A 26,908-nucleotide genomic window follows, 5' to 3' on the forward strand; every position below is an offset into this window, starting at 1 on the left:
GTCATCGTGGCGGGAAGGCTCCCGCCGCGACCGTTCCCGCATGAATTGGAGAAAGACGTGAAGGGTTGGAACTGGGAAGGTTTCTTCGAATATCTGACGAATTATTATCTGTTCGAGGGCGCGCTGGTGACGCTCGGCCTCACGGTCTTCGCCATGACGGCGGGCCTTGCGCTGGGCTTCGTCATTGCGGTGATGCGCATGTCGAAATACCGCATCCTGTCCGGCCCCGCCTATTTCTACACCTGGATCTTTCGCGGCACGCCGCTTCTGGTCCAGCTCATCATCATCTATACCGGCCTGCCGCAGATCGGCATCAAGCTCACCGTCCTGCAATCCACCCTGATCGGCCTGTCGCTCTGCGAGGCCGCCTATCTCTCGGAGATCGTCCGCGCGGGTATCGCCGCCGTTCCGAAAGGCCAGATCAATGCCGCCCGCGCCATCGGTATGACCGAGGCGCAGGTGATGCGCTACATCGTTGCGCCGCAGGCCTTCCGCATCATCATTCCGCCGCTCGGCAATTCCGTCAACGGCGTGCTCAAGACGACGTCGATCGCCTCGATCATCTCCATGGAGGAGCTTCTGCGCCGCACGCAGGTGCTCATTCAGGAAAAGTTCCTGGTTCTGGAGCTCTTCATGGTCGCGGCCCTTTATTATCTCGCCATGACGACCGCCTGGGAACTGATCCAGCGCCGCATCGAGAAGCGGTTCGGCAAGGCCTATGGCCCCATGTCCGCTGACGCACATTAAGGAGTGGTCTGATGTCGCAAGCAATCAGCATGATCGAACTGCAATCCGTCAACAAATGGTACGGGCCGAATTTTCAGGTTTTGACCAATTGCAGCCTGAATGTCGCCAAGGGGGAAGTCGTCGTCATCTGCGGCCCTTCCGGCTCTGGAAAATCCACTCTCATCAAATGCGTCAATGCGCTGGAGACGATCGGCAACGGCGTTATCACCGTCAATGGGGTGGAGGTGACAAATCCGAAGACCGACATGCCGAAACTGCGCTCCAAGGTCGGCATGGTGTTCCAGCATTTCGAACTTTTCCCGCATATGACGATCCTTGAAAATCTCTGCATCGGGCAGGAAAAGGTTCTGGGTCGCTCACCGGCGGAAGCGCTTGCCAAGGCCAATGCCCTTCTCGAACGGGTGGGGTTGACGGCGCATGCCAGGAAATATCCCGGCCAATTGTCGGGCGGGCAACAGCAGCGCGTCGCCATTGCGCGCGCATTGGCGATGGACCCGGTCGCCATGTTGTTCGACGAGCCGACATCGGCGCTCGATCCGGAAATGATCAACGAGGTGCTCGACGTCATGGTCTCGCTCGCGCAGGAGGGCATGACGATGATGGTAGTGACCCATGAGATGGGTTTTGCCCGCAAGGTGGCGGATCGCATCGTCTTCATGGATGGCGGCGAGATCGTCGAGATCGGTGAGGGCGACAGTTTCTTCACCGATCCGAAGACGGATCGTGCGCGCTCCTTCCTGTCGAAAATCCTGGCGCACTAGGTTCATGCAGGCCGGAGCAGGTGCCTCAACCCGCTTCGGCCATTTCGAGCAACGCAGACTTATAGTGGCGGAGAACCGCAATGATAAACCGTGTCCTGATGCCCCGCGAAATGCTCATCGGCGGCGGCAGCCGTTTCCGATTGCCCGCCGTGGTGAAATCGCTGGGGGTCAATCGCCCGCTGCTGGTCTGCGATCCCGTGATGCAGAAGCTTGGTCATGCCGAGGCGCTTTTGCAGGCGCTTGCCGGGGAGGGCATCGAGGCTGCGGTCTTTTCCGATGTTGTCGAAGATCCGACGGACCTGTCCATCGCCGCTCTGGTGAAACGTGTGGCCGATGGCGATCATGATGGCCTGGTCGCGCTTGGCGGCGGCAGCGCGATGGATACGGCCAAGGCCGGCGCCATCGTCGCCACGAGCGGCGAGAAGTTGAGCGCCCTGAAAGTGCCGCGCATCGTGGATTTTTCCGTCATGCCGGTGATTGCCATTCCCACGACGGCCGGAACCGGATCGGAAGTGACCCGCGCCGCCGTCGTCACCGATACGGCTGCCAGCGAAAAAATGCTGATCCTCGGCACCGCCGCTTTGCCGGTCGCGGCCATCATCGATTACGAGCTGACATTGACCTGCCCTTACCGGGTCACGGTCGACACCGGCATCGATGCGCTGACCCATGCCCTGGAAGCGCTGGTCAACCGCAATGGCAACGCCCATTCCGAGGCGCTGGCGCTTTCCGCCCTGAAGCTCATCGGCGCCAATCTTGAAAGAGTGGCGAACAATCCGGACGATCGCGACGCACGGGAGGCGATGATGCTGGGCGCGACCCATGCCGGGCTTGCCGTCTCCAACACCTCCACCGCGCTGATCCATGGCCTCAGCCGGCCGGTCGGCGCCTTTTTCCACGTGCCGCACGGCATGTCGAATGCGATGGTGCTGCCGCTGGTCACGCAGTTCTCGCTGAATTCGGCTCTTTCCAAATATGCGGCAGCCGCGCGGGCGCTCGGCTGTGCAAGCGCGGCGGATAGCGACCGGATTGCCGGCACGAAGCTGGTGGAGGCTTTCATCGGCCTCAACAGGCGGCTGAAGGTGCCGACCCCCGAGGCATTCGGCATCGACAGGAGCCGTTATCTCGAACTCGTGCCGGAAATGGTTCGCCAGGGCCTCGCTTCCGGTACACCGGCGAATAACCCCCGCGTGCCGACAATCGCTGAGATGAAGCGTTTATACGAACTCGCCTATGACGGAAGCGTCGCGGAATTTTAAGTCATAACATGCTGTTAAAATTCACGATTTTCGATTCTTAGAATGAAGGTCGCCCGGCACTTGACAGTAATGTATTATGGCATACCATAAGATATCATATTTACGGAGAGAACGCCCATGTCCATCCAGATCCGCAAGACGCTTTTGCAGGTCGAAACGACGTTGATTGAGGGAGGCAAGGCTGCGGCGACGCCTTTAAAACTGTTCAGTGCGATCGCGGTCGTGAAAAACCCCTGGGCGGGGAAAGGCTTCGTCGATAACCTGAAACCGGAAATCCATGCCGGCGCGCCTGTCCTTGGTGAACTGCTGACGAAGATGATCCTCGATGCCGTCGGTTCGGGCGAGGCGGTGGAGGCCTATGGCAAGGCGGCGGTCGTTGGGCTGGATGGCGAGATCGAACATGCGTCCGCGCTCATCCATACGCTGCGCTTCGGCAATCATTATCGCCAGGCGGTTGGCGCCAAGTCCTATCTCGCCTTCTGCAACACCCGCGGTCCGGGCAATGCGCCGATCATGATCCCGCTGATGGACAAGAACGATGAGGGTCGCCGTTCGCATTATCTGACCATCCAGACCGCCATTCCCGATGCCCCGGCGGCCGATGAGATCGTGGTCGCGCTCGGCGCCTCCGTTGGCGGCCGGCCCCACCACCGCATTGGCGACCGTTACCAGGATCTGAAGGATCTCGGCCAGGATGTCGCAAACCCGGCCGGCGTTTGAGGGCGACGCCAATGCAGGAGGCCGCCACCACCGCACGGATCAATGTTGCAAAGGCAGGTGCCGCCGCGCTCCCTCGCAAGACGACAAAGGGCGGGGCGGCCTATTTCGAAGCGGGTGAGGGTGAAAATCTGGTCCTCATCCATGGCGTCGGCATGCGGCTTGAAGCATGGGAGCCGCAGATCGAGGTCTTTTCCAGAAGCCACCGCGTCATCGCTGTGGACATGCCGGGCCATGGCGGCAGCGCACGGTTGCCTGCGGGCAGCACGCTCACGGATTTTGTCAGCTGGTTTGGCCGTTTTCTGGATGACATGCGGATCACACGGGCCAATGTCGCCGGCCATTCCATGGGCGCGCTGATCTCCGGCGGGGCCGCCGCCAGCTTCGGCGATCGTATTGCGCGCGTCGGTTACCTGAACGGCGTCTATCGCCGTGATCCGGCGGCGAAGGCGGCGGTGCTTGCGCGGGCTGCGGCCATCCGCACCGAGGGCGTGGACAAGGAAGGCCCGCTGCTGCGCTGGTTCGGCGATGACGCCAAGAGCCAGCATGCGCGGGAGCTGACACGCGGCTGGCTGGAAATGGTCGATCCGGAAGGCTACGCAGTCGCCTACACGGCGTTTGCCGGTGGTGACGAGACCTATGCGGATCGCTGGCCGTCGGTCACCTGCCCAGCGCTTTTCCTGACCGGTTCTGACGATCCGAATTCGACGCCGCTGATGGCAGAGCAGATGGCGGCGATCACGCCGCGCGGTTACGCTCGCATCGTCGAGGCGCACCGGCATATGGTCAATCTGACCGCACCTGAAACTGTCAATGCATTGATGGCCGAATGGCTGGCTATTGAGGAGGAGCCGCAATGACTGTTGCAACGCTTGACCCGCGCGCCTTGCGCGATGCCTTCGGCGCTTTCGTCACCGGCGTCACGATCGTGACCACGCGGGATGATGCGGGAAAACCCGTCGGCTTTACCGCAAATTCCTTTACCTCGGTATCGCTCGATCCGCCGCTGCTTCTGATCTGCCTCGCACGCACCTCGCGCAATTTCGCGACCATGGCCGGCGCGAAAAACTTCGCCGTCAACATTCTGTCGGAAAGCCAGAAGGACCTGTCCAATACCTTCGCGCGTCCGGTGGAGGACCGTTTTGCCGCCGCCGCCTGGTCGGATGCGCCGCAGGGGTCCCCCGTCTTTGAAGATGTCGCGGCCTGGTTCGAGTGCACGATGCAGGAGGTTATCGAAGCGGGCGATCATGTCATCCTGCTCGGTCGTATCGGCGCTTTCGACAATAGCGGCCTGAACGGCCTCGGTTATGCGCGCGGCGGTTATTTCACGCCGATGCTGGCTGCCAAGGCGGTGTCAGCGGCGGCGGAGGGTGAAATCGCCGTCGGCGCGGTGCTGGAACGGCGTGGCGAGATCTATCTTGTCGGCGAGGACATGCTGTCTCTCCCCGGCTGCGTCGTGGCGGGTGGTGACCCGGTGGCGGCGCTGACGTCACGGCTTGAGGAGCTTACCGGATTGTCGATCCGGACAGGCTTTCTCTATTCGGTTTATGAAAACAAGGCGGATGGGCGCCAGCATATTGTCTATCACGCGGTTGCCGAGGGTGACGATGCGCCGCGTCAGGGGCACTTCCTGGCGCCCGGTGCGTTAGGGGCGGCAAAATTCGACTCCAGCGCAACGGCGGATATCGTCAATCGTTTCGCGCTGGAAAGCTCCATCGGCAATTTCGGCGTCTATGTCGGCAACGAGACCGCCGGCAAGGTCCATCCCATTTCCATGAAGGGAGCAAACCCATGAAATTTTCGCTCTTCGTCCACATGGAACGGCTGGACGCCTCGCAGGATCACAAGACCCTCTATGAGGAATTCGTCACCCTTTGCGAAATCGCCGATCGCGGCGGCATGCATGCCATCTGGACCGGCGAACATCACGGCATGGATTTCACCATCGCCCCGAACCCCTTCGTGACGATTGCCGATCTGGCGCGCCGCACGAAGACGGCGCGTCTTGGCACCGGCACGGTGATCGCCCCTTTCTGGCACCCGATCAAACTTGCCGGCGAAGCGGCGATGACGGACCTCATCTGTGATGGCCGGCTCGATATCGGCATTGCCCGCGGCGCCTATTCCTTCGAATATGAACGGCTGCTTCCGGGCCTCGATGCCTGGGGCGCCGGCCAGCGCATGCGCGAGCTGATACCGGCCGTCAAAGGTGTATGGGCAGGCGACTATGCCCATGACGGTGAATTCTACAAGTTCCCCGCCACCACCTCGGCTCCCAAACCGCTGCAGCAGCCTTTCCCGCCCATCTGGGTGGCGGCGCGCGATCCGAATTCCCATGAATTCGCAGTCGCCAATGATTGCAATGTGCAGGTGACGCCGCTCTGGCAGGGCGATGACGAGGTGGAGACCCTGATGGGCCGCTTCAACGATGCCTGCTCCAAAAATCCGGAAAAACAGCGGCCGAAAATCATGCTGCTGCGCCATACCTATGTCGGTTCCGATGAAGCCGATATAGCCCAGGCCGCCCATGAGATGAGCGTCTATTACAATTATTTCTTCGCCTGGTTCAAAAACGAGAAGCCGGTTCATCAGGGCCTCATCGAGCGCATTGCACCGGAGGATATTGCCGGAAACGCCATGCTTTCCGGCGATGTCATGCGTAAGAACAACGTCGTCGGCGATGCCGATGAGGTCATTGCTCGCCTCAAAGCCTACGAGGCCATGGGGTATGACGAATATTCCTTCTGGATCGATACGGGCATGAGCTTCGAGCGGAAGAAGGCTTCTCTGGAGCGTTTCCTTTCCGATGTCATGCCGGCTTTTGCGGAGTAAGATGATGCGCCGTTTTCAGTGCTATATCGACGGACGTTTCGAGGATGGCGAGGCAAGCTTTTCAAGCCTCGATCCCGCAAGCGGTGCACCATGGGCCGAAATGCCGGAAAGCCGCGAGACGGATATCGGCCGCGCGGTCGAGGCCGCGCACCGGGCGCTTTACGAGGATGTGGCCTGGTCGAAACTGACAGCGACGCAGCGGGGCAAGCTGCTTTACCGGCTGGCCGATCTGGTGGCGGAAAATGCCGGGACGCTGGCCGAACTCGAAACCCGCGATACCGGCAAGATCATTCGCGAGACCTCCGCACAGATAGCCTATGTCGCGGACTATTATCGTTATTATGCCGGGCTGGCCGACAAGATCGAAGGCGCCTACCTGCCGATCGACAAGCCGGACATGGATGTCTGGCTGCGGCGCGAGCCCGTTGGCGTGGTGGCGGCGATCGTGCCGTGGAACAGCCAGCTGTTTCTCGCCGCCGTCAAGATCGGTCCGGCGCTTGCCGCCGGATGCACCATCGTCGTCAAGGCGTCGGAAGATGGGCCGGCGCCGCTTCTGGAATTTGCCCGGCTGGTGCATGAGGCCGGTTTTCCCGCCGGCGTCGTCAATATCATCACCGGTTTCGGCGCGTCCTGCGGCACTGCGCTGACCACCCATCCGAAGGTCGCCCATATCGCCTTTACCGGCGGGCCGGAAACGGCGCGTCATATCGTGCGCAATTCGGCTGAAAACCTTGCCTCGACATCGCTGGAACTCGGCGGCAAATCGCCGATCCTCGTTTTTGCCGATGCCGATCTTGAGAGCGCCGCCAATGCGCAGGTGGCGGGCATTTTTGCCGCAACCGGCCAGAGCTGCGTAGCAGGATCACGCCTGATTATCGAAAGAAGTGTCAAGGACCGTTTCCTCCAGATTCTGGCGGCGAAGGCTGAGGTGATCCGCATCGGCTCGCCGCTGGACATGACGACGGAAGTGGGACCATTGGCGACGGAGCGACAGAGGAAGCACATCGTCTCACTGGTTTCTGCCTCCGTGGACGCGGGTGCGAAAGTGGTGACGGGCGGCACGTCTGTAGATGGTGACGGTTATTTCTATCGGCCGACCATTCTTGATTGCGATGGCATCCGTTCGCCCTCCATGGAAAAGGAATTTTTCGGCCCCGTTCTTTCGGTCGTTTCCTTCGAGACCGAGGCGGAAGCCATCGCGCTGGCCAATGACACGGTCTATGGTCTTGCCTCCGGCGTCTTCACGCAGAACCTGACGCGCGCCCACCGGCTGATGAAGGCGATCCGCGCCGGCATCGTCTGGGTTAACACCTATCGCGCCGTCTCGCCGATCGCGCCGTTCGGCGGCTTTGGCCTGTCGGGGGACGGGCGTGAAGGCGGGCTTGCGGCGGCGCTCGACTATACGCGCACTAAGACCATATGGCTGCGCACCTCCGACGACCCGATCCCCGATCCCTTCGTGATGCGGTGAGCCGATGTTTTACGAAATCCGCACCTATCGGCTGAAGAACGGCGCCATTCCCGCCTATCTCAAGGTCGTGGAGGAAGAGGGCATCGAAATCCAGAAAAGCCATCTCGGCGAACTGGTCGGCTACTTTTTCTCTGAGATCGGCCCGATCAATGAGATCGTCCACATCTGGGCTTTTACCAGCCTCGATGATCGTGAGGAACGGCGCGCACGGCTGATGGCCGATCCGCGCTGGTTGTCCTTCCTGCCGAAAATCCGCGACCTCATCGAAGTCGCCGAAAACAAGATCATGAAACCGGCGCGGTTTTCACCGCTGACGTGAAGGGCGCCGGCCGCGACGTGCATGCCAACGACAAGCTCTAAAACGGAGTAAGGGAACATGAGATCGAAACTGGTATTGACGACATTTGCAGCACTTTTCGCCCTTGGCGCATCCGCGCAGGCGAATGACCTGGTCTTTTCCAGCTGGGGAGGAACCACACAGGATGCCCAGAAGGCGGCCTGGGCCGATAAATTCATGGTGTCGACCGGCATCAACGTGGTGCAGGATGGGCCGACCGATTATGGCAAGCTGAAAGCCATGGTCGAGGCAAACGGGGTAACCTGGGATGTGGTCGACGTCGAGGGTGACTATGCCGCGCAGGCCGGTCCGAAAGGACTGCTGGAGAAGCTCGATTTTTCCGTCATCGACAAGGCGAAGCTCGATCCGCGTTTCGTGACGGATTACTCCGTCGGCAGCTTTTATTATTCCTTCGTCATCGGCTGCAATGTCGATGCCGTGGCGGCCTGCCCCAAGAGCTGGGCGGATTTGTTCGATACGGCGAAATTCCCCGGCAAGCGTACCTTCTATAAATGGTCTGCCCCGGGCGTGATCGAGGCAGCCCTCCTTGCCGACGGTGTGACCGCCGACAAACTTTATCCGCTGGATCTCGACCGTGCTTTCAAGAAGCTGGACACCATCAAATCCGACATCATCTGGTGGTCGGGCGGCGCGCAGTCGCAGCAATTGATCGCATCCGCCGAAGCGCCTTTCGGCAGCGTCTGGAACGGCCGCATGACGGCGCTTGAGAAAAGCGGCGTGAAGGTGGAGACTTCCTGGGAGCAGAACATCACCGCAGCAGACTCCCTCGTTGTGCCCAAGGGAACGAAGAACAGGGACGCGGCGATGAAATTCATCGCGCTTGCAACATCGGCGCAGGCACAGGCGGATATGGCGACGGCGACGGGTTACGCCCCGGTCAACATCGAATCCGCCAAGCTGATGGATCCGGAAACGGCGAAAACCCTGCCGGACCAGCAGACGGCAAGCCAGGTCAATGCCGATATGGGCTATTGGGCGGAGCATCGCGACGAGATCGGTGAACGCTGGTACGCTTGGCAGGCGAAATAACTGAACGGCGCGGGCGGCTACAGGCGCCCGCGCGATTTTCCACGTCCGGGGAGGTTTGGGTATGGTCTCGCTTACCGATGAAACAGTCAGCCCGAAGGCGAGGATGCGGATCTCCTTCCGGCCCGGCAATTTTGCCGCCACACTGCCGGCGCTTGTGCTGCTTGTCCTGTTCTTCGTTGTTCCGGTTCTCATCCTGCTGTCGCGCAGCGTGACCGAACCGGTCTTCGGCCTTGGCAACTATGCGGCACTGCTGGGCAGCTCCACCTATCTGAAGATTTTCTTCAATACCTTCGCAGTATCGGCGCTCGTCACGGTCGTCTCGCTGGCCATCGGCTTTCCCGTCGCCTGGGCGCTCGCCATCATGCCGGCGCGGCTTGCCTCCATCGTTTTTGCCATATTGCTCCTCTCGATGTGGACCAATCTTCTGGCGCGCACCTATGCCTGGATGGTGCTGCTGCAGCGCACGGGGGTGGTGAACAAGACGCTGATGGGGCTTGGCATCATCGACAAGCCCTTGCCGCTGGTCAACAATCTCACCGGCGTGACGATCGGCATGACCTATATCATGCTGCCCTTCATCATCATTCCGCTTTACGGCGTCATCCGCAAGATCGACCCCGCCATTCTGCAGGCGGCGGCGCTGTGCGGCGCAACGCGCCTGCAGGCGCTTGTCCGCATTCTCATTCCGCTCGCGGCGCCCGGCATGATTTCCGGCGCGCTGATGGTCTTCGTCATGTCGCTCGGTTATTTCGTGACCCCGGCGCTGCTCGGCGGCACGGCCAACATGATGCTGGCCGAACTCATCGCCCAGTTCGTGCAGTCGCTCGTCAACTGGGGCATGGGCGGGGCGGCGGCGCTGGTGCTGCTGGTGGTGACGCTGACGCTTTATGCCGTGCAGCTCAAATTCTTCGGCGCGGCCGGGGCAGGGGGGCGCTGACATGCTCTTGAACTATAACAGCCTCGGCCTGTGGAAATGGCTGCTCCTTCTTATCACCGCGCTGACGGCGGCATTCCTTATCCTGCCGATCATCTTCATCGCCGCGCTGTCCTTCGGCTCGTCGCAATGGCTGATCTTTCCGCCGCCGGGCTGGACCCTGAAATGGTACGCGGATTTCTTCGCCGATCCGCGATGGCTGGACGCCGCCTGGACAAGCCTGCGCATCGCTCTCATGGTGACGGTGCTGTCCGTGCTGATCGGTCTTGTCGCCTCCTTCGGGCTGGTGCGCGGCCGTTTCATCGGTCGTAACACGCTGCGTGCGCTGTTCATGACGCCGATGATCCTGCCCGTCGTGGTGCTTGCGGTGGCGCTTTACGCCTTTTTCCTGAAACTTGGCCTTGCCGGCACCACGGTCGGTTTCGTCATCGCCCATCTCGTCGTGGCGCTGCCCTTTTCCATCCTGGCGCTGACCGGCGCGTTGGAAGGTTTCGACAAGTCGATCGAGGACGCGGCGGTGCTGTGCGGCGCGAGCCCGCTGCAGGCGAAAATCCGCATCACGCTTCCCGCCATCAGCCATGGCCTGTTTTCGGCGGCGATCTTTTCCTTCCTCACCTCCTGGGACGAGGTGGTGCTGGCGATCTTCATGGCAAGCCCGACCTTGCAGACGCTGCCGGTGAAAATCTGGGCGACGCTGCGTCAGGATCTGACGCCCGTCATCGCCGCCGCCTCCACGCTTCTCATCGCGGTGACCATCATTCTCATGCTGCTTGTCGCGGCTGTGCGAAAAGGACTGAAAACATGACCAAACCGCTCCTGCAAATTCGCGGCATCCGCAAGCAATATGGGCCGGTCGTCGCCGTTCAGGACGTCAATCTCGACGTGCAGCCGGGCGAGTTCATGACGTTTCTCGGGCCGTCCGGCTCGGGCAAGAGCACGACGCTTTATATTCTCGCCGGCTTCGAGCAGCCGACCTCGGGCGACATCCTGCTGAACGGCGAGAGCCTGCTGTCGACGCCGTCGCACAAGCGCAATATCGGCATGGTCTTCCAGCGCTACACCCTGTTTCCGCATCTGTCGGTGGGCGAGAACATCGCCTTTCCGCTGAAGGTCCGCCGCAAGAGCAAGGCGGAGATCGATGCCAGGGTGAAGGAGATGCTGCGGCTTGTCCGCCTCGAAGGTTTCGAGGACAGGAAGCCGGCGCAGATGTCGGGCGGGCAGCAGCAGCGCGTGGCGCTTGCCCGCGCCCTTGCCTACGACCCGCCGGTGCTTCTGATGGATGAGCCGCTGTCTGCGCTCGACAAGAAGCTCAGGGAAGAAATCCAGTTCGAAATCCGCCGCATCCACCAGCAGACGGAAGTGACGATCCTTTATGTCACCCACGATCAGGAGGAGGCCTTGCGTCTTTCCGACCGGATCGCGGTGTTTTCGAAGGGCGTGATCGACCAGATCGGCACGGGGCCGGAACTTTACGCCCATCCCGCCACCCGTTTCGTGGCGGAATTCATCGGCGACAGCGATTTTATCGCCTGTGATCTCCTCGCCGCATCCGGCGGCAAGGCGACGGTTTCACTGGGGCAGGATATCGTCTTCGATCAGGTCCCGATGCATGGTGAGGCCGCTCCGGGCAAAAAGGCGGCACTGATGCTGCGTCCGGAACGCCTGCAACTCAGCCGCAACCGGCCGGTCGCTTCCGCCGGTTTTCAGGCCACGGTCAGCGACATCACCTTCCTCGGCAATAATGTGCATGTGGTTGCCCATACCGCTTCGGGCGAGCCGCTTGCGGTGCGGCTGCCTTTCGGCCATGAGGCGATTTCCGGCCTCGGCCGCGGCGATCTCGTGCACCTCGCCTTCGATCCGGCGGCAGCCCAGGTTTTCTGTTGAAGGATTGGTCCATGAACCTCAATGATCCCACGCTTTTCGGCGAGAAGGTGCCGGTCGCCGGTCGCTGGATCGGTTGCGATGGCCGCGAAACGCAGACGATCCGCAACCCTGCCACGGGAGAGATTGTCGGGCGGGTTCCCGAACTGGGTGCAACGCAAACGCAGGAGGCTATCGCCGCAGCCGTGCCCGCCCAGAAAGCCTGGGCGCGCCGCACGGCCGGCGAGCGTGCGGCTATCCTGAAGGCGTGGCATCGGCTCGTCCTGGAAAACCGCGACGATCTGGGCATGATCCTGACGCTGGAACAGGGTAAGCCGCTCGCCGAAGCCAAAGGTGAGATCGCCTACGGCGCGAGCTTCATCGAATGGTTCGCCGAAGAAGCGCGCCGCATCAATGGCGAGACGGTGCCCGGCCATCAACCGGACAAGCGCATTCTGGTGCTTCGCCAGCCGGTCGGCGTGGTCGCGGCCATCACGCCGTGGAATTTTCCCAATGCCATGATCACCCGCAAGGTCGGTCCGGCGCTGGCCGCCGGCTGCGCGGTGGTGCTGAAACCGGCGCCGCAGACGCCGTTTTCGGCCATCGCTCTTGCCATCCTCGCCGAGCGCGCTGGCCTGCCGCTCGAACTTTTCAGCATATTGACGGGACCTGCCGGTGAAATCGGCGGCGTCATGACGGCAAGCCCGGATATCCGTCTCCTGACCTTCACCGGCTCGACGCGCACGGGAGAGCATCTTTATCGGCAATGCGCGCCGACGATCAAGAAACTGGGTCTGGAACTCGGCGGCAATGCGCCCTTCATCGTCTTTGATGACGCCGATCTGGATGCCGCGGTGGAAGGGGCGCTGATCGCCAAGTTCCGCAACAATGGCCAGACCTGTGTCTGCGCCAACCGTCTTTATGTGCAAAGCGGTGTCTACGACGCCTTCTCGGAAAAATTCGCGCGGGCCGTCTCGGGGCTTCAGGTCGGCAACGGGCTGGAGGAGGCGAGCATCCTCGGCCCGCTCATCGACGGCAACGCCGTCGCCAAGGTGGAAGCGCATATTGCCGATGCGCTCGCGAAAGGCGCCAATATCGCCACGGGCGGCAGGAGACATGCGCTCGGCGGGAATTTTTTCGAGCCGACGATCCTGCGCAATGTCGATACCCGCATGCAGGTGGCGCGTGAGGAAACCTTCGGGCCGCTCGCCCCGCTTTTCCGCTTCGAGGATGAAGCGGATGTGATCGCGCAGGCCAATAATACCGATTTCGGTCTTGCTTCCTATTTTTATGCGCGTGATCTCTCACGGGTCTTCCGGGTTGCGGAAGCGCTGGAATACGGCATGGTCGGCGTCAATACGGGTGCGATTTCCACTGCCGAGGCGCCTTTTGGCGGCGTGAAGATGTCGGGTCTCGGGCGCGAGGGTTCGCGCCACGGCATCGAGGAATATACTGAACTCAAATATGTCTGCATCGGCGGCGTCGGCTGAGACAGCGCCTTGGGGATTGACGGTTACGCCAGCAGCCCGCGCATGATCAGTTCGAGATGAATTGTCAGGACGGCGTGCTTGTCCAGACTGCGACGGTCGTCGAAAATCAGCCGGAACACCAATGTTCCCACCATCGGCGACATCACCACCTTGGCAAGTTCGGGCGGATTGGCCCTGAATCTTTTTTTCGCCACGCCTTCCTCGAGGATCATATGGATGCGGGCGAAGACCGGGGCAATTAACGTGTCATGGTGCTGGTCGATGAGGTCCGGGAACTTGGCGCCCTCCGCAACGATCAGGCGGAACAATTCTCGCATTCTTCTGTTGTCGACGAGTGTGTCGAACAGGAATTCCAGCAACAGGCGAAGCTCCTCGACGGGATCGTCCGATTTACGTCCATAGGCGCTCAACGCCTCCTGGAAGGGCACGGAGGCGTGCTTGACCATAGCTTCGAAGAGCGCCTCCTTGGTTTCGAAATAGACGTAGACCGTCCCTTTCGTCACCCCCACCCGTTCCGCAATGTCCTCCACCCGGGTTGCCGCAAATCCCCTTTGGGTGAATTCCTCGAATGCGGCATCGAGAATTTGCAGCGGACGTTGTATCTTCTGTTCGGCACGTGTCAGTTTTGTTTTCGCCATGACCCCGGATCCTTCTGTGTTTTTCGGCGCGTGCCCTACCGTCCGTCGCAATTGGCGGAAACGAGAGATGGTTTGCCTATAGCACCGGCGCAAAAACCGGAATCGATTTTTGCAGGGCGCGCGTGGTTCAATATGCCGGAACATTCCCGACGCCCGCTGGGATGTGCCGGACGAAAGAGGAATGATCATCGGGGGGGTCTCGGCCGATAGCCCGCTCAGCCCCCGATCAGCGGCATAAAAATTTCATTGACTATTCGGTTAGTCAAATATTATAGGATGAGGCGAAGATCAAGAGGTCACCATGAGAACCATCCTTATCGCGGCGGCGTTTGGCGGTATTTTTGCCCTGTCGTCCTGCAGCAATGAAGAACCGCCCCCCGAAAAGCCGCTGCGCACCGTCGACGTGGTCGCGGCTGAAAAAAAGCCCGTCGATCGCGGCAGCGTCATAACGGGTGAAGTCAGGGCAAGGGTCCAGACGGATCTGTCTTTCCGGGTCAGCGGCAAGATCACCGAGCGGCTGGTGGATGTGGGCGCGCGGGTCAAGACCGGGCAGCTGCTCGCCCGCATCGATCCGGAAGAGCAGAAAGCCGATCTCGATGTCGCGCTCGCGAACCTGCAATCCGCCGAGGCGCAGATGACACAGGCGCAGCTGGCGTTCGACCGTCAGCAAAGCCTCTTCAAGACGCAGGTCACCTCGCGCTCGGCGGTCGACAAGGCCCAGGAAACCCTGCTTACCACCCAGGGCGCGGTCAGATCGGCGCAGGCGCAGCTGGACACGGCGCGCGATGCGCTGTCCTATACCGAACTCAGGGCGGACGCGGACGGCGTAATCACCGCGCGCAATGTCGAGGTCGGCCAGGTGGCGCAGGCCGCCCAGCTCGTCTTCACGCTGGCGCATGACGGGCCGCGCGACGCCGTTTTCGATGTCTACGAATCCCTGTTCCTCGAGCGCGACATCGACAATCTCGTCAATGTCAGCCTCCTGTCGGATCCTGCCCGCAGCGTCGCGGCGCCGGTCAGGGAGATTTCGCCGACGATCGATCCGGACAATGGAACCATCAGGGTCAAGGTCGGCCTGAACGGCGACATGACCATGCCGCTCGGTGCGCCCGTATCCGGTCATTTCCGCTTCAGGCAGGTCGATGCGATCGAGCTTCCGTGGTCGGCGATGGCATCGCAGAACGGGCATCCGGCCGTATGGGTGGTCGATCCGCAGTCCGCGGAAATCGCCATGCGCCGGATCGAGGTCGCCGATTACGAGACGGGCCGATTTGTCGTTACGCAAGGGCTTCTTCCCGGCGATCTCGTCGTTACCGCCGGCACCAAATTTCTCCGGACCGGTGAAAAGGTCGCCTATGAAAAGGGGCAGGCACGATAATGTCCAGAATATACAGAAGCTTGTTTTTGCTGCTCGTGGCGATTGCGGTATCCTCCTGCCAGGAAAAGCAGGAAGCGGCCGCCGAGGCGCCGCGTCCGGTTCTGTCCGTCGTCGTGGAGGAGAAGCCGGCGGATGCGCTGCGGCTCACCGGCACGGTGGAATCGCGTATTCAGACCGATTTGGGTTTTCGCGTTCTGGGCCGGATCATCGCCCGCAATGTCGATGTGGCCGATCTTGTGAAGAAGGGCGACGTCGTGGCATCGATTGATCCGCTGGCGCTCGAGCTTGCGGTAAAGAGCGCGCAATCCGATCTGTCCAATGCCGAAGCGCAGCTTGCCAATGCGGTGACGACCGAACAGCGCCAGCGCGTGCTGGCGGAAGCCCGCAGCGGCACGGAAGCCGCGCTGGAAGAGGCCGAACAATCCACCCGCACCGCCAATGCCTCCGTCGCCAAGGCCCGCGCCAATCTCGACAAGGCCGAGGAGCAGCTGGGTTATGCACAGTTGCATGCGGAATTTGACGGCGTGGTGACCGCCACCGCCGGCGAAATCGGCCAGGTCGTTTCCGCCGGTCAGACGGTGGTGACCATTGCCCGCCCCGAAGTGCGCGACGTGGTGGTCGACGTCCCGCAATTTGCGGCGCAGCGGCTGGAAATCGGCTCGGCCTTCGAGATCGCGCTGCAGCTCGACCCGAAGATCCGCACCACCGGCGTGGTGCGCGAAATCGCCCCGGAGGCAGAAACGGCGACGCGCACGCGCCGCACGAAAATCAGCCTGCAGGATGCGCCGCCGGCATTCCGTCTCGGCTCCGTCGTCAAGGCCTCGGCGCTTGCCACCTCCGAGCCGCAGATCGTGCTTCCGTCATCCGCCCTCTTGAAAACCGATAGTGGATGGGGCGTCTGGATCGTCAATGCCGATACGGCAACGGTGACCTACCGCCCGGTCACGATTGAGGGCGAGCCGGCCGAAGGCGACAGCGTGCGCGTCACCGGCGGCGTCAAGCCAGGCGAACGCGTCGCCAGCGCCGGCGTTCACAAGCTCAAGGATGGACAAGCCATCAGGATCGATCAGGAGGTCCGTCAGTGAAGAAATTCAACCTTTCCGACTGGGCGCTCGAACACCGTTCGCTCGTCTGGTACTTCATGCTGGTCTTCGTTCTCGCCGGCGTTTTCTCCTATCTCAACCTTGGCCGCGAGGAAGATCCGAATTTCACCATCAAGACCATGGTGATCAGCGCGCAGTGGCCCGGCGCTTCGGCGGAAGAAGTGGCCCGCCAGGTGACCGACAGGATCGAGAAGAAGCTCGAGGAGCTCGACAATCTCGACCATCTGCGCAGCCAGACGGTGGCCGGCCGCACGACGATCTTCGTCGAACTGGTGCCGGAGACCAAGGCGCGCGACGTCGAACCCACCTGGGTGCGGGTGCGCAACATGATCGGCGACATCAAGGGCGATTTCCCCTCCGGCGTCGTCGGCCCCTCCTTCAACGACCGCTTCGGCGATGTCTATGGCAATATCTACGCCTTCACCAGCGACGGTCTCAGCCAGCGGCAATTGCGCGATCTGGTGGAGGATGCGCGCGCGAAGGTTCTGACCGTCGACAATATCGGCAAGGTCGATGTCATCGGCGCACAGGACGAGACGATCTATCTCGAGTTTTCCACGCGGCAGATCGCGGCACTCGGCATCGACCAGCAATCGATCATCAAGACGCTGCAATCCCAGAACGCCGTCACCCAGTCCGGTTTCGTCAATGCCGGGCCTGAGCGCGTGGCGCTGCGCGTCAGCGGCCAGTTCACCTCGGAAGACAGCCTGAGGGCCATTAATCTGCGCGTCAACAACCGGTTCTTCCCGCTGACGGAAGTGGCGACGATCCGGCGCGGTTATGTCGATCCGCCGTCATCGCTGTTCCGTTTCAACGGCCAGCCGGCCATCGGTCTGGCGATCGGAATGAAAACCGGCGCGAACCTGCTGCATTTCGGCGAGGCGCTGGATGCACAGATGAAACGCGTCGAGGCGGATCTGCCGATCGGCGTCGACGTGCACCGCGTCTCCGATCAGCCGGCCGTGGTCGATGAGGCCGTTTCCGGCTTCACCTCGGCGCTGTTCGAGGCGATCGCCATCGTTCTCGTCATCAGCTTCATCAGCCTCGGCCTCAGGGCAGGCATGGTGGTTGCCGTCTCCATTCCGCTCGTGCTGGCGATCACCTTCGTTTACATGGAATATAGCGGCATTTCGCTGCAACGTATCTCGCTCGGCGCCCTCATCATCGCGCTCGGCCTTCTCGTCGACGATGCGATGATCGCCGTCGAGATGATGGTGGCGCGGCTTGAGGTGGGAGACGATCTCAGAAAGGCGGCGACCTATGTTTATACCTCGACCGCCTTCCCGATGCTGACCGGTACGCTGGTCACCGTCGCCGGCTTCATTCCCGTCGGTCTCAACAATAGCGCGGCGGGCGAGTTCACCTTCACGCTCTTCGTTGTGATCGCCGTTTCGCTGATCGTGTCCTGGATTGTCGCGGTCCTGTTCACGCCCCTGCTCGGCGTGACCATCCTGCCGAAGACGATGAAATCGCACCACGAAAAGAAGGGCCGGTTCGCCTCCGCCTTTTCCTGGCTTCTCGGCCGGGCGCTGCGCTGGCGCTGGGTGACGATCCTCCTCACCATTGCACTGTTCGGTCTCTCCCTCGGCGGCATGAGCCTCGTGCAGCAGCAGTTCTTCCCGTCATCCGACCGTGTCGAGCTTATCGTCGACTGGAACCTGCCGCAGAACAGCTCGATTGCCGAAACCAACCGGCAGATGGCGCAGTTCGAACAGGAGATGCTGGCCAAGAATCCGGATGTCGACCACTGGACGACCTATGTCGGCGAAGGCGCGCCGCGCTTCATCCTCTCCTTCGACGTGCAGACGCCGGACGTTACCTTCGGCCAGACGGTCATCGTCACCAAGGGGCTGGATGTGCGTGACAAGGTGCGTGCCGAGCTGCAGGATTATCTGAACCGCACCTTCACCGGCACCGACGCCTTCGTGAAACTGCTCGATATCGGCCCGCCGGTCGGAAAACCGGTACAATATCGCCTGAGCGGTCCTGACATCCAGAAGGTTCGCGAACTCGGGCAGCAATTGTCGGGCATTGTCGGCGAACACCGGCTGCTGTCCAACATGGTCATGGACTGGAACGAGCCCACGCGTGTGGTCAAGGTCGACGTCCTGCAGGACAAGGCCCGCCAGCTCGGCGTCTCGTCGGAAGACATCGCCAATGCCATGAACAGCATTGTCGAGGGTTCCACCGTCACCCAGGTGAGGGACGACATCTATCTCGTCAATGTGGTGGCGCGGGCGCAGATGTCCGAGCGCGGTTCGATCGAGACGTTGCAAAACCTGCAATTGCCGGCGACCAACGGCAAGGCCGTGCCTCTCTCGGCCATCGCCAATTTCCGCTACGAGCTGGAGCAGCCGACCATCTGGCGCCGCGACCGGATCCCGACGGTCACGGTTAAGGCCGCCGTCATCGGCTCGACGCAGCCCGCCACGATCGTGGAGCAGCTGAAGCCGAAGATCGAGGCGTTCCAGAAAACGCTTCCCGTCGGCTACAAGCTGGAGACGGGCGGTTCGGTGGAATCGAGCGCCGATTCTCAAGGGCCGATCATCGCCGTGGTGCCGCTGATGCTGTTTGCGATGGCGACGATCCTGATGATCCAGCTGCAGAGCTTCAGCCGGCTGTTCCTGGTGTTTGCCGTGGCGCCCACGGCCCTGATCGGCGTCGTGGTGGCGCTGCTCTTCTCCAATGCGCCCATGGGCTTTGTCGCCATTCTGGGCGTGCTGGCGCTGATCGGCATCCTGATCCGCAACTCGGTCATCCTCGTCGTGCAGATCGAGCATCTCAGAAGCGAAGGCGTTTCGGCATGGCGTGCCGTCATCGAGGCGACAGAACACCGCATGCGGCCGATCATGCTGACGGCGGCGGCGGCCACGCTTGCCCTCATCCCCATATCCCGGGAGATTTTCTGGGGGCCGATGGCCTATGCGATGATGGGCGGTATCGTGGTTGGCACGGCGCTGACGCTGCTCTTCCTTCCGGCGCTTTACGTCGCGTGGTTCCGTATTCCGCGTGAGGATGACGAACCGAAAGGACAGGACGCAACGGCCTGATGTTGAGGCGAAGTGAGGGTGCGGCGTTCTCACTCCCACAAAAATAGCCGTCGTCGTTGTTCCGGCGGCCTGGATAATGTTAGGAAGGTCGGCTTAGCCGTAAGAACGGCGGCCGTCCTTTCGTTTCCGGGCGGTCGCATGGTCTGGCGTATCGAATCCGCATGTCGCGCCTTGTAAGATCTTTCATGATTTTGCGCCGATACTGCTGATCATGTCGGGATGCAGGAGGGTTGAAAGATGGGCGGGTTGTCGGATTGGCTTGCGGAGGCACAGCCGATCAATCGCAAGAATGCCGCAGAAGCGGTGTTCGAGGATATACGCTCCGCCATTACTTCCGGGCAGCTTGCGGTCGGCACCCGGCTGCCTTCGGAAGCCCATCTGGCGGCACGATATGGCGTCAGCAGGCCGATCATTCGCGAGGCGTTGCGATCACTCCAGACTTTGGGGCTGACACAGACCCGCACCGGCAGCGGCACCTATGTGATGACGCTCGCTCCGCCTTCCGAACTGAATTATGGAGCCTATTCCGCCCGCGATCTGATCGAAGCCCGGCCCTTCATCGAGGTGCCGGCTGCCGGCTGGGCGGCGCTCAGGCGCACGGATGCGCAACTGGTCGCCCTGCTGGACCTCTGCGACCGGATGGAAGCCGAAGAAAGGCCGCATCCCTGGGTGCTGCTGGATGGGCAGTTCCATTGCGCCATCGCGGAAGCTTCGGCCAACGGGCTGTTCGCCAAAGTGGTGGCCGATGCCCGTGAAGCGCTGTCCCAGCAATCCGAGATGGTGAACCTGATGGCGGGCCGCCGTGTCGCCTCGAATTTCGAGCACCGCCGGATCGTCGAAGCGATCCGGCGGGGTTCGGCGCCCGAAGCGCGCGCGGCGATGGAACTTCACCTTGGCCAGGTGAAGCAGGTGGTGACGACGATCATTGGTGAAGATCGGGCTCGCCAGCCGTGACGGCAGGCAGATTGGCAAGGTGCCGCGGGCTGAGCGCCTGCTGCAATTGCGCATCCGTCAGATAACCGCGTTCCAGAACCACCTGCGGCACCGTGCGGCCGCTGGCAAGCGCCTCCTTGGCCACTTCCGTCGCCGCATAATAACCGATCAACGGGTTGAGCGCGGTGGCGAGACCGATCGATTCCTCCACGCGCTGCGCCATGATCGCCGGGTTGGCCACGATGCCGTCGACGCAGCGTTCCGCCAGCGTGCGGCAGGCGGCGCTCAACTGGCCGATGCTCTGGGAAAGGGCGCGCACGATGATCGGCTCGAAGGCATTCAGCTGCAGCTGTCCGGCTTCGGCCGCCATGGTGATGGTGATGTCGTTGCCGATCACCGCATAGGCCACCTGGTTGACGACTTCGGGAATGACCGGATTGATCTTGCCGGGCATGATGCTCGAGCCTGCCTGAACCGAGGGCAGGGTGATCTCGCCGATGCCGGCGCGCGGGCCGGAGGAGAGCAGGCGAAGATCGTTGCAGGTTTTCGACAGCTTGACGGCGACGCGTTTCAGCACGCCGGACAGGTGTACGAACGCGCCGGGATCCTGTGTCGCTTCGATCAGGTCTGCCGCCGTCACCAGCGGTCGTCCGGTCAGTTTTGCCAGATGCTGGCAGGCAAGCGCCGCATAACCGCGCGGCGCATTGAGGCCGGTGCCGATGGCGGTGGCGCCGAGATTGATCTCGTGCAGCAGCGCGGCGGATTCGATCAGGCGGGCCTGGTCTTCGCCGAGCATCACCACGAAGGTGCGGAATTCCTGGCCGAGCGTCATCGGCACGGCGTCCTGCAGCTGTGTGCGGCCGATCTTGATGAAGCCGGCAAACTCCTGCGCCTTACGGTCGAAGGCGTCCTTCAGCACGCCCATGGACGCCGCCAGATCGTCGATCGCTTCGATCAGACCGACATTGACCGCCGTCGGATAGGCGTCGTTGGTCGACTGGCTGAGATTGACGTGGTCGTTGGGGTGAAGACGGGCATAATCGCCTTTTTCGTGGCCGAGCAGTTCGAGCGCGCGGTTGGCAATGACCTCATTGGCATTCATGTTGGTGGAGGTGCCGGCTCCGCCCTGGATTTCATCCACCACGAATTGCTCATGCAGCGCGCCGGCGCGGATTTCGCGGCAGGCTTCCGCGATGGCTTCCATCCGCTCCTTGTCGAGCAGGCCGAGTTCGTGATTTGCGCGGGCCGCCGCTTCCTTCACATAGGCCAGTCCCCGGATGAGATAAGGGTTGTGGCCGATGGTCACCCCGGTGATCTTGAAATTTTCCACCGCGCGCGCCGTATGCACGCCCCAATAGACATCCGCCGGAATTTCCTTCGTTCCGAGCAAATCATGCTCCCTGCGCGTCACGCTCACGTCTTCCTCCAATGGCTTCAAGCGTTGCTATATCTGTAAAGCTGTCTTACAGATTTTTTGACCTTAGTCCTTGGCTGGTGGAAGGTCAATAATCATCACGTCCCCTTGACGAGCAGCATTCTCTGCCATTATGAGGGTCGAAAATCTGTCATGCAGCTTTACAGCGGGCATGAGCATGCTGGCCATATTTCCAGCACGGACTGTGCCAGTTTCATTTCGATTTCCGGCCTATCGCCGACTGCAAAGCACTTTATCGGGAGGATAAATATCCATGCATTCTGGGAAAACGGCATCCGCCGACCGTGAGGTCTTCGTCGAAGAGGACCTCGGTTACCACAAGGCCCTCAAACCGCGCCAGATCCAGATGATCGCCATTGGCGGCGCCATCGGCACCGGCCTGTTTCTCGGCGCAGGCGGGCGTCTGGCGCAGGCAGGCCCGGCGCTGGTCTTCGTTTATGCGCTCTGCGGTTTCTTCGCATTCCTGGTGCTGCGCGCGCTCGGCGAGCTGATCATGCATCGCCCGAGCTCCGGTTCCTTCGTGTCCTATGCCCGCGAATTCTATGGCGAGAAGATGGCCTTTGCGGCCGGCTGGATGTATTGGCTGAACTGGGCCATGACCTCGGTGGCGGACGTGACCGCCGTCGCCCTCTACATGAATTTCTTCAAGAGCTACGTTCCGTGGCTTGCGGGTATCGACCAGTGGGTCTTTGCCCTGACCGCACTCGTGGTCGTGCTGGCCATGAACATGCTGTCGGTGAAGGTCTTCGGCGAACTCGAGTTCTGGTTCAGCCTGATCAAGGTGATGGCGCTTGCGATCTTCCTCGTTGTCGGCATTTATTTCGTCATCTTCGGCACGCCCATCGAAGGCCACGTCACTGGTTTCAGCATCATCACGGATAATGGCGGCTTCTTCCCGAACGGCATTCTCCCGGCCTTCGTCATCATACAGGGGGTGGTGTTCGCTTATGCCTCGATCGAGCTGATCGGCACGGCGGCGGGTGAAACCGAAGACCCGCGCAAGGTCATGCCGCGCGCCATCCGCGCGGTGGTTCTGCGCCTCGTGGTCTTCTATGTCGGCTCGGTGCTGCTGTTCTCGCTGCTTCTGCCCTATACCGCCTACAAGGCCGGCGAGAGCCCTTTCGTGACCTTCTTCGGGTCCATCGGCGTGCAGGGTGCCGATGTGATCATGAACCTCGTCGTCTTGACCGCCGTGCTGTCCTCGCTCAATGCCGGCCTTTATTCCACCGGCCGCATTCTCCACTCCATGGCGGTCTCCGGCTCGGCGCCGGCAGCACTTGCGAAGATGAACAAGAACGGCGTGCCCTATGGCGGCATTGCGGTCACCGCCGTCGTTACCGTTCTCGGCGTTGCACTGAACGCGGTTGTTCCCTCCTCCGCCTTCGAGATCGCGCTCAACCTCTCGGCGCTTGGCATCATCTGCGCGTGGGCCGTCATCGTGCTCTGCCAGCTGAAGCTCTGGCAGCTCTCGCATCGCGGTGAACTTGCGCGCCCGGATTTCCGCATGTTCGGCGCGCCCTATACCGGCATTCTCACGCTCGTCTTCCTGTTCGGCGTGCTGGTGCTGATGGCCTTCGACTATCCCGTCGGCTCCTGGACCATCGCCTCGCTGCTGGTCATCATCCCGGCGCTTGTCATCGGCTGGTACCTGCTGCGCGACCGTATCTATCGACTGGCGGCCGAACGGGCAGGATCGGGAGCATCGCATTGAGCGGGCAGGGCGCAGCCCCACTGGTGGCGGTCATCGCCACCGGTGGCACCATCGCCAGCCGGTGCGGCGCCGATGGCGCCAGCACCCCCAGCCTTTCCGGCGAGGACCTGCTGGCGCTGGTTCCGCAGGTCAATGCACGGTTAAAGCCGGTCGACCTGATGGCGAAGGACTCCTCCAGCCTGACGCTCGCCGACATGCAGCGCATCAGCGATGCGGTGGGTGCCGAACTCAGTGATCCCGCCGTGGCGGGAATCGTCGTTCTGCATGGAACCGACGCGATGGAAGAATCGTCGCTGCTGGTGCATCTGCAGCACGCCCTTGCCAAGCCCGTGGTCTTCACCGGCGCGCAATTTACGGCAGATCACAAGGACGCGGACGGACCGGCCAATCTGGCCCGGGCCATAGAAACAGCGCTCGATCAGCGGAATACCGAAAAGGGTGTGCTGCTTTCTTTCGGCGGGCGCTGTCTGCCGGCCTGGGGGCTTTACAAGCTGAGTGCGGATGCGGCGGATGCCTTCCGTTCGGCACGACCGCTGGTCCAGGCCACAGCGCCGAAGCTTGGGGCTTCCGTCGCCGATATCAGGGTTGATATCGTCGCGATCCATCCCGGCTGTGACGCGACCCATATCGATGCGAGCCTTGAAGCTGGCGCGAAAGGTATCGTGCTTGCCGCACTCGGTTCCGGCAATGCCAATCCGCTTATCGCTGACGCGGTAAAACGTTGCGCAGAGCGCGGTATTCCGGTCGTGGTTTCCAGTCGTGTGCCGGAAGGTCGCCTCGTCGCAAGTTATGGCGGCGGCGGTGGCGGGCATGATCTTGTCGCGGCCGGCGCCGTGCATTCGTCCACGCTTCGCCCGGGGCAGGCCCGCATTCTGCTGGCGGCGCTCCTGGCCGGAAAAAGCCCGGCGGAAGCCATCGTTTCCGCTTTCGGCGAACCGTTCCCGCACTAGGAGACGGTAACGATGCCCGCAGCAGCGGGCATCGAAATTCCTATAGGATTCCTATTTTATTCCATCTGCGGCCGTCTCGAACCTTTATGCGGTTCGGGTGCATTCTTCTGTGCGGGAAGGGATGGTGTTCCCTTCTCAGCCAGAAAGAATGAAAAGCGACGTCCCACATGACGGCGCTTTTCTTCCTGTCCGGCTCCTCGTGGAAAAAAGGAGTCCCATCATGATGGACCTTGTTCTGATCGGCGCAGCAACGGTGTTTTTCGCCCTCTGCTTTGCCTATACGCGCGCCTGCGACCGGCTTTAGGCGGAGGTCGCGATGATATTCGACTATGTCCTGAGCGGTGCCGTCACCGTCTTTGTCGCCGCCTATCTCACCTATGCTCTCATCCGCCCCGAACGCTTCTGATCGGGAAGCGGCTGTTCGTGCGGCAAAGAGAAACGGTATCGGATCCGCCGCTCTCCCTTTCTATCCGAGCATCGGATTTTCCGAAAACCGCATGACACTTTTCGGTCCGATGCTTTATTGAAAGTTCACTACCATGACCCTCACTGGATGGTTTCAGATTCTGCTGTTTTGCGGGATCATTTTTGCGCTGGTGAAGCCGCTCGGCTTTTATATGGCGCGTGTCTTTAGTGGCGAACGCACCCTGCTATCGCCCGTTCTCGCACCTGTCGAACGCGGCCTCTATGCCCTCGCCGGCACCAACGAGCGCGAAGAGCAGCACTGGACGACCTATGCATTCTCCATGCTTCTCTTCAACCTTCTTGGTTTTGCCCTGCTTTATGCGCTGATGCGCTTTCAGGCCGTCCTGCCCTACAATCCGCAGGCAATGCCGGCCGTGGGACCGGAACTGTCGTTCAACACGGCTGTCAGCTTCGTCACCAATACCAACTGGCAGAATTATGGCGGCGAAAGCACCATGTCCTATCTGACCCAGATGGCCGGTTTTACCGTTCAGAATTTCGTCTCCGCCGCCACGGGCATGGCGATCGCCATCGGCCTCATCCGCGCCTTTTCGCGCGCCTCCTCCAAGGCCATCGGCAATTTCTGGGTGGATATGGTCCGCTCCACGCTTTACGTGCTTCTGCCGCTCTGCATCGTCCTCACCCTTGTCTATGTGTGGCTCGGCGTGCCGCAGACGCTTGGCGCCTATGTCACCGCGCAGACGCTCGAAGGTGCGCAGCAGACGATTGCCGTCGGCCCCGTGGCGTCGCAGCTGGCGATCAAGATGCTCGGAACCAATGGCGGCGGATTCTTCAACGCCAATTCCGCACATCCCTTCGAGAACCCGGACGCCATTTCCAACATGATCCAGATGGTGTCGATCTTCGCCATCGGCGCGGCCTTCACCAATGTCTTCGGGCGCATGGTCGGCAACCAGCGCCAGGGCTGGGCAGTCCTCGCCGCCATGGGTGCTCTGTTCATCGCCGGCGTCGCCGTCACCTATTGGGCCGAAGCGGCCGGAAACCCGCTGATGCACGGTTTCGGTCTTGCGGGCGGCAATATGGAAGGGAAGGAGGTCCGCTTCGGCGTGGCGCTTTCGTCGCTCTTTGCGGTCATCACCACCGCCGCATCCTGCGGTGCGGTCAACGCCATGCATGGCAGCTTCACGGCGCTGGGCGGCCTCGTCCCGCTCATCAACATGCAGCTGGGCGAGGTGATCGTCGGTGGCGTCGGCGCGGGTTTCTACGGCATTCTGCTCTTCATCGTCATCGCCATCTTCGTGGCGGGGCTGATGGTCGGCCGCACGCCGGAATATCTCGGCAAGAAGATCGAGGCCAAGGAAATGAAAATGGCGGTTCTGGCCATTCTCTGCCTGCCGCTCGCCATGCTGGCCTTCACGGCAACGGCCACCATCCTGCCTTCGGCCGTCGCTTCAGTCGGCACGGCAGGGCCGCATGGTTTCTCCGAAATCCTCTATGCCTATACTTCGGCGGCCGCCAATAACGGCTCGGCCTTCGGCGGCCTCACCGGCAATACCGGCTGGTATAACATCACCCTTGGTTTCGGCATGCTGATGGGCCGTTTTCTGGTGATCATCCCCGCACTCGCCATTGCCGGATCGCTGGTCACCAAGAAGACCGTTCCGGCATCGGCCGGCACCTTCCCCACGGATGGTCCGCTTTTTGTCGGCCTGCTTGTCGGCACGATCCTGATTGTCGGCGGCCTCACTTTCCTGCCGGCTCTCGCGCTCGGCCCGGTGGCGGAACATCTGGTGATGGCTGCTGGTCAGGTCTTTTGAGGTGATGTC

The 26,908-nt window shown here is 61.6% G+C and carries 24 protein-coding genes; 22 read left to right on the forward strand and 2 right to left on the reverse strand.

Annotated elements, in window-relative coordinates; translation table 11 throughout:
- Positions 1-57: 57 nt before the first annotated feature.
- The 14 genes from ACI2KA_RS14255 to ACI2KA_RS14320 all read left to right on the forward strand — a co-directional run bounded on the left by ACI2KA_RS14255 (position 58) and on the right by ACI2KA_RS14320 (position 13,458).
- Positions 58-747, forward strand: coding sequence for an amino acid ABC transporter permease (locus ACI2KA_RS14255; protein WP_404503078.1), 690 nt, complete (start codon positions 58-60; stop codon positions 745-747).
- 29 nt (positions 748-776) lie between these two features.
- A complete protein-coding gene (locus ACI2KA_RS14260) occupies positions 777-1,508 on the forward strand; it encodes an amino acid ABC transporter ATP-binding protein (protein ID WP_400815684.1) in 732 nt (243 codons plus the stop codon).
- A gap of 80 nt (positions 1,509-1,588) precedes the next feature.
- Complete coding sequence (locus tag ACI2KA_RS14265; protein WP_404503080.1) at positions 1,589-2,767, forward strand: iron-containing alcohol dehydrogenase; 1,179 nt, start codon at positions 1,589-1,591, stop codon at positions 2,765-2,767.
- 117 nt (positions 2,768-2,884) lie between these two features.
- Positions 2,885-3,487: an amino acid synthesis family protein gene (locus ACI2KA_RS14270; RefSeq protein ID WP_404503082.1), complete on the forward strand. Its 603-nt coding sequence runs from the start codon at positions 2,885-2,887 to the stop codon at positions 3,485-3,487.
- Between the two features lie 11 nt (positions 3,488-3,498).
- Positions 3,499-4,344, forward strand: coding sequence for an alpha/beta fold hydrolase (locus ACI2KA_RS14275; protein WP_404503084.1), 846 nt, complete (start codon positions 3,499-3,501; stop codon positions 4,342-4,344).
- On the forward strand, positions 4,341-5,279 hold the full coding sequence (locus tag ACI2KA_RS14280) for a flavin reductase (protein WP_404503086.1): 939 nt from the start codon (positions 4,341-4,343) through the stop codon (positions 5,277-5,279). The genes ACI2KA_RS14275 and ACI2KA_RS14280 overlap by 4 nt, the downstream gene beginning before the upstream one ends.
- On the forward strand, positions 5,276-6,316 hold the full coding sequence (locus ACI2KA_RS14285; RefSeq protein WP_404503088.1) for an LLM class flavin-dependent oxidoreductase: 1,041 nt from the start codon (positions 5,276-5,278) through the stop codon (positions 6,314-6,316). Before ACI2KA_RS14280 ends, ACI2KA_RS14285 begins: the two co-directional genes overlap by 4 nt.
- A 4-nt stretch (positions 6,317-6,320) precedes the next feature.
- Positions 6,321-7,787 carry an aldehyde dehydrogenase gene (locus tag ACI2KA_RS14290; protein WP_404503090.1) on the forward strand — a complete coding sequence of 489 codons (1,467 nt, stop codon included), beginning with the start codon at positions 6,321-6,323 and terminating at the stop codon, positions 7,785-7,787.
- 4 nt (positions 7,788-7,791) lie between these two features.
- Positions 7,792-8,106, forward strand: a complete 315-nt coding sequence (locus tag ACI2KA_RS14295; RefSeq protein WP_404503092.1) for an NIPSNAP family protein — start codon at positions 7,792-7,794, stop codon at positions 8,104-8,106.
- A gap of 57 nt (positions 8,107-8,163) precedes the next feature.
- The gene (locus tag ACI2KA_RS14300) at positions 8,164-9,174 is read left to right on the forward strand and encodes an ABC transporter substrate-binding protein (protein WP_404503094.1); all 1,011 of its coding nucleotides are present in this window, start codon (positions 8,164-8,166) and stop codon (positions 9,172-9,174) included.
- Between the two features lie 61 nt (positions 9,175-9,235).
- Positions 9,236-10,111, forward strand: coding sequence for an ABC transporter permease (locus ACI2KA_RS14305; RefSeq protein WP_404503096.1), 876 nt, complete (start codon positions 9,236-9,238; stop codon positions 10,109-10,111).
- Position 10,112: 1 nt separating this feature from the next.
- The gene (locus ACI2KA_RS14310; RefSeq protein ID WP_404503098.1) at positions 10,113-10,913 is read left to right on the forward strand and encodes an ABC transporter permease; all 801 of its coding nucleotides are present in this window, start codon (positions 10,113-10,115) and stop codon (positions 10,911-10,913) included.
- Positions 10,910-11,992 carry an ABC transporter ATP-binding protein gene (locus tag ACI2KA_RS14315; RefSeq protein WP_404503100.1) on the forward strand — a complete coding sequence of 361 codons (1,083 nt, stop codon included), beginning with the start codon at positions 10,910-10,912 and terminating at the stop codon, positions 11,990-11,992. Before ACI2KA_RS14310 ends, ACI2KA_RS14315 begins: the two co-directional genes overlap by 4 nt.
- Before the next feature lie 11 nt (positions 11,993-12,003).
- Positions 12,004-13,458: an NAD-dependent succinate-semialdehyde dehydrogenase gene (locus ACI2KA_RS14320; protein WP_404503102.1), complete on the forward strand. Its 1,455-nt coding sequence runs from the start codon at positions 12,004-12,006 to the stop codon at positions 13,456-13,458.
- A 23-nt stretch (positions 13,459-13,481) separates the two neighbouring features.
- Here the strand turns inward: ACI2KA_RS14320 and ACI2KA_RS14325 are convergent, their stop codons facing one another.
- Positions 13,482-14,096 (reverse strand): TetR/AcrR family transcriptional regulator, encoded by a 615-nt coding sequence (locus tag ACI2KA_RS14325; protein WP_404503104.1) that lies wholly within the window; start codon positions 14,094-14,096, stop codon positions 13,482-13,484.
- Positions 14,097-14,397: 301 nt separating this feature from the next.
- Here ACI2KA_RS14325 and ACI2KA_RS14330 point away from each other — a divergent pair, with 301 nt between their 5' ends.
- The 4 genes from ACI2KA_RS14330 (at position 14,398) to ACI2KA_RS14345 (ending at position 20,581) form a co-directional block, all read left to right on the forward strand.
- Entirely contained in the window at positions 14,398-15,474 is a 1,077-nt protein-coding gene (locus ACI2KA_RS14330) for an efflux RND transporter periplasmic adaptor subunit (protein WP_404503106.1), read from the forward strand.
- Entirely contained in the window at positions 15,474-16,559 is a 1,086-nt protein-coding gene (locus tag ACI2KA_RS14335) for an efflux RND transporter periplasmic adaptor subunit (protein ID WP_404503108.1), read from the forward strand. The genes ACI2KA_RS14330 and ACI2KA_RS14335 overlap by 1 nt, the downstream gene beginning before the upstream one ends.
- Positions 16,556-19,627 (forward strand): efflux RND transporter permease subunit, encoded by a 3,072-nt coding sequence (locus ACI2KA_RS14340; RefSeq protein WP_404503110.1) that lies wholly within the window; start codon positions 16,556-16,558, stop codon positions 19,625-19,627. Before ACI2KA_RS14335 ends, ACI2KA_RS14340 begins: the two co-directional genes overlap by 4 nt.
- Positions 19,628-19,864: 237 nt before the next feature.
- Positions 19,865-20,581 (forward strand): FadR/GntR family transcriptional regulator, encoded by a 717-nt coding sequence (locus tag ACI2KA_RS14345; RefSeq protein ID WP_404503112.1) that lies wholly within the window; start codon positions 19,865-19,867, stop codon positions 20,579-20,581.
- Here ACI2KA_RS14345 and ACI2KA_RS14350 read toward each other — a convergent pair.
- Positions 20,550-21,977 carry an aspartate ammonia-lyase gene (locus tag ACI2KA_RS14350; RefSeq protein ID WP_404503114.1) on the reverse strand — a complete coding sequence of 476 codons (1,428 nt, stop codon included), beginning with the start codon at positions 21,975-21,977 and terminating at the stop codon, positions 20,550-20,552. The two genes, ACI2KA_RS14345 and ACI2KA_RS14350, sit on opposite strands and share 32 nt — an antisense overlap.
- Positions 21,978-22,248: 271 nt before the next feature.
- On the opposite strand from ACI2KA_RS14350, the gene ACI2KA_RS14355 reads away from it, so the two are divergent.
- The 4 genes from ACI2KA_RS14355 (at position 22,249) to kdpA (ending at position 26,899) form a co-directional block, all read left to right on the forward strand.
- The gene (locus ACI2KA_RS14355; protein ID WP_404503116.1) at positions 22,249-23,706 is read left to right on the forward strand and encodes an amino acid permease; all 1,458 of its coding nucleotides are present in this window, start codon (positions 22,249-22,251) and stop codon (positions 23,704-23,706) included.
- Positions 23,703-24,656, forward strand: a complete 954-nt coding sequence (locus ACI2KA_RS14360) for an asparaginase (RefSeq protein WP_404503118.1) — start codon at positions 23,703-23,705, stop codon at positions 24,654-24,656. The genes ACI2KA_RS14355 and ACI2KA_RS14360 overlap by 4 nt, the downstream gene beginning before the upstream one ends.
- 316 nt (positions 24,657-24,972) lie before the next feature.
- On the forward strand, positions 24,973-25,062 hold the full coding sequence (kdpF, locus tag ACI2KA_RS14365) for a K(+)-transporting ATPase subunit F (RefSeq protein WP_006313429.1): 90 nt from the start codon (positions 24,973-24,975) through the stop codon (positions 25,060-25,062).
- Positions 25,063-25,195: 133 nt separating this feature from the next.
- Positions 25,196-26,899, forward strand: a complete 1,704-nt coding sequence (kdpA, locus tag ACI2KA_RS14370; protein WP_404503121.1) for a potassium-transporting ATPase subunit KdpA — start codon at positions 25,196-25,198, stop codon at positions 26,897-26,899.
- The last annotated feature ends 9 nt before the right edge of the window (positions 26,900-26,908 follow it).

Source organism: Agrobacterium sp. NPDC089420 (assembly GCF_044900305.1).
Lineage (GTDB): Bacteria > Pseudomonadota > Alphaproteobacteria > Rhizobiales > Rhizobiaceae > Agrobacterium.

What these genes read in the sequence shown, in the direction of transcription:
- ACI2KA_RS14310 (WP_404503098.1), top strand. Translation starts at nt 10,113, where the DNA reads ATGCTCTTGAACTATAACAGCCTCGGCCTGTGGAAATGGCTGCTCCTT.
- ACI2KA_RS14290 (WP_404503090.1), top strand. Translation starts at nt 6,321, where the DNA reads ATGCGCCGTTTTCAGTGCTATATCGACGGACGTTTCGAGGATGGCGAG.
- ACI2KA_RS14320 (WP_404503102.1), top strand. Translation starts at nt 12,004, where the DNA reads ATGAACCTCAATGATCCCACGCTTTTCGGCGAGAAGGTGCCGGTCGCC.
- ACI2KA_RS14315 (WP_404503100.1), top strand. Translation starts at nt 10,910, where the DNA reads ATGACCAAACCGCTCCTGCAAATTCGCGGCATCCGCAAGCAATATGGG.
- ACI2KA_RS14325 (WP_404503104.1), bottom strand. Translation starts at nt 14,096, where the DNA reads ATGGCGAAAACAAAACTGACACGTGCCGAACAGAAGATACAACGTCCG.
- ACI2KA_RS14335 (WP_404503108.1), top strand. Translation starts at nt 15,474, where the DNA reads ATGTCCAGAATATACAGAAGCTTGTTTTTGCTGCTCGTGGCGATTGCG.
- ACI2KA_RS14285 (WP_404503088.1), top strand. Translation starts at nt 5,276, where the DNA reads ATGAAATTTTCGCTCTTCGTCCACATGGAACGGCTGGACGCCTCGCAG.
- kdpA (WP_404503121.1), top strand. Translation starts at nt 25,196, where the DNA reads ATGACCCTCACTGGATGGTTTCAGATTCTGCTGTTTTGCGGGATCATT.
- ACI2KA_RS14270 (WP_404503082.1), top strand. Translation starts at nt 2,885, where the DNA reads ATGTCCATCCAGATCCGCAAGACGCTTTTGCAGGTCGAAACGACGTTG.
- ACI2KA_RS14260 (WP_400815684.1), top strand. Translation starts at nt 777, where the DNA reads ATGATCGAACTGCAATCCGTCAACAAATGGTACGGGCCGAATTTTCAG.
- ACI2KA_RS14280 (WP_404503086.1), top strand. Translation starts at nt 4,341, where the DNA reads ATGACTGTTGCAACGCTTGACCCGCGCGCCTTGCGCGATGCCTTCGGC.
- ACI2KA_RS14300 (WP_404503094.1), top strand. Translation starts at nt 8,164, where the DNA reads ATGAGATCGAAACTGGTATTGACGACATTTGCAGCACTTTTCGCCCTT.
- kdpF (WP_006313429.1), top strand. Translation starts at nt 24,973, where the DNA reads ATGATATTCGACTATGTCCTGAGCGGTGCCGTCACCGTCTTTGTCGCC.
- ACI2KA_RS14265 (WP_404503080.1), top strand. Translation starts at nt 1,589, where the DNA reads ATGATAAACCGTGTCCTGATGCCCCGCGAAATGCTCATCGGCGGCGGC.
- ACI2KA_RS14275 (WP_404503084.1), top strand. Translation starts at nt 3,499, where the DNA reads ATGCAGGAGGCCGCCACCACCGCACGGATCAATGTTGCAAAGGCAGGT.
- ACI2KA_RS14345 (WP_404503112.1), top strand. Translation starts at nt 19,865, where the DNA reads ATGGGCGGGTTGTCGGATTGGCTTGCGGAGGCACAGCCGATCAATCGC.
- ACI2KA_RS14305 (WP_404503096.1), top strand. Translation starts at nt 9,236, where the DNA reads ATGGTCTCGCTTACCGATGAAACAGTCAGCCCGAAGGCGAGGATGCGG.
- ACI2KA_RS14355 (WP_404503116.1), top strand. Translation starts at nt 22,249, where the DNA reads ATGCATTCTGGGAAAACGGCATCCGCCGACCGTGAGGTCTTCGTCGAA.
- ACI2KA_RS14330 (WP_404503106.1), top strand. Translation starts at nt 14,398, where the DNA reads ATGAGAACCATCCTTATCGCGGCGGCGTTTGGCGGTATTTTTGCCCTG.
- ACI2KA_RS14295 (WP_404503092.1), top strand. Translation starts at nt 7,792, where the DNA reads ATGTTTTACGAAATCCGCACCTATCGGCTGAAGAACGGCGCCATTCCC.